The sequence below is a fragment of the Rhodococcus sp. NPDC078407 genome, assembly GCF_044542515.1.
Lineage (GTDB): Bacteria > Actinomycetota > Actinomycetes > Mycobacteriales > Mycobacteriaceae > Rhodococcoides.
Genome location: NZ_JBITUQ010000055.1, coordinates 1 through 1,663 on the forward strand (window position 1 = coordinate 1; position 1,663 = coordinate 1,663).

Genomic DNA, 1,663 nt, shown 5'->3' on the forward strand with positions numbered 1-1,663 from the left:
GGTAGGCAAATCCGCCGTTCATATAAGCCTGAGAGGTGATGCGTAGCCGATTGAGGCGAATTCAGTGATCCTATGCTGCCGAGAAAAGCCTCTAGTGAGTTGTTACACGGCCCGTACCCCAAACCGACACAGGTGGTCAGGTAGAGAATACTAAGGCGATCGAGATAACTATGGTTAAGGAACTCGGCAAAATGCCCCCGTAACTTCGGGAGAAGGGGGGCCCTGTCCGGTGATCACTCTTGCAGTGTGAGCTGGGTGGGGCCGCAGAGACCAGTGAGAAGCGACTGTTTACTAAAAACACAGGTCCGTGCGAAGTCGTAAGACGATGTATACGGACTGACGCCTGCCCGGTGCTGGAAGGTTAAGAGGACCGGTTAGCTCGTAAGAGCGAAGCTGAGAATTTAAGCCCCAGTAAACGGCGGTGGTAACTATAACCATCCTAAGGTAGCGAAATTCCTTGTCGGGTAAGTTCCGACCTGCACGAATGGCGTAACGACTTCTCAGCTGTCTCAACCATAGACTCGGCGAAATTGCATTACGAGTAAAGATGCTCGTTACGCGCGGCAGGACGAAAAGACCCCGGGACCTTCACTACAGCTTGGTATTGGTGTTCGGTTCGGTTTGTGTAGGATAGGTGGGAGACTGTGAAGCGGTGACGCCAGTTACTGTGGAGTCGTTGTTGAAATACCACTCTGATCGTATTGGATACCTCAACCTCGGACCATGATCTGGTTCAGGGACAGTGCCTGGTGGGTAGTTTAACTGGGGCGGTTGCCTCCTAAAATGTAACGGAGGCGCCCAAAGGTTCCCTCAGCCTGGTTGGCAATCAGGTGTCGAGTGCAAGTGCACAAGGGAGCTTGACTGTGAGACTGACAAGTCGAGCAGGGACGAAAGTCGGGACTAGTGATCCGGCACCGGCAAGTGGAAGCGGTGTCGCTCAACGGATAAAAGGTACCCCGGGGATAACAGGCTGATCTTCCCCAAGAGTCCATATCGACGGGATGGTTTGGCACCTCGATGTCGGCTCGTCGCATCCTGGGGCTGGAGTAGGTCCCAAGGGTTGGGCTGTTCGCCCATTAAAGCGGCACGCGAGCTGGGTTTAGAACGTCGTGAGACAGTTCGGTCTCTATCCGCCGCGCGCGTAAGAAACTTGAGGAAGGCTGTCCCTAGTACGAGAGGACCGGGACGGACGAACCTCTGGTGTGCCAGTTGTTCCACCAGGAGCACCGCTGGTTGGCTACGTTCGGAAGGGATAACCGCTGAAAGCATCTAAGCGGGAAGCCTGTTCCAAGATGAGGTTTCTCACCCCCTCGAGGGGGTAAGGCCCCCGGCAGACCACCGGGTTGATAGGCCAGAACTGGAAGCCCAGCAATGGGTGCAGGTGACTGGTACTAATAGGCCGAGGACTTACCACAAAGAAGCTACGCGTCCACTGTGCAATATCTGAAACAACACACGAGTTGTTCAGTCACACAACCGAATACACGAATCCGTAGCCCACACATGTGGGTGGCAGGTTCGCTCGTGACACTGTTTCGCAGAGTTACGGCGGCCATAGCGGAGGGGAAACGCCCGGTCCCATTCCGAACCCGGAAGCTAAGCCCTCCAGCGCCGATGGTACTGCACTCGACAGGGTGTGGGAGAGTAGGACACCGCCGAACAC

At 55.3% G+C, this 1,663-nt stretch carries 2 rRNA genes; both read left to right on the plus strand.

Features of this window, described 5'->3' with window-relative positions:
• Positions 1-1,415 (plus strand): 23S ribosomal RNA (locus ACIGGF_RS25320); the annotation flags it as partial.
• A gap of 129 nt (positions 1,416-1,544) precedes the next feature.
• Positions 1,545-1,661, plus strand: a 5S ribosomal RNA gene (gene rrf, locus ACIGGF_RS25325).
• The last annotated feature ends 2 nt before the right edge of the window (positions 1,662-1,663 follow it).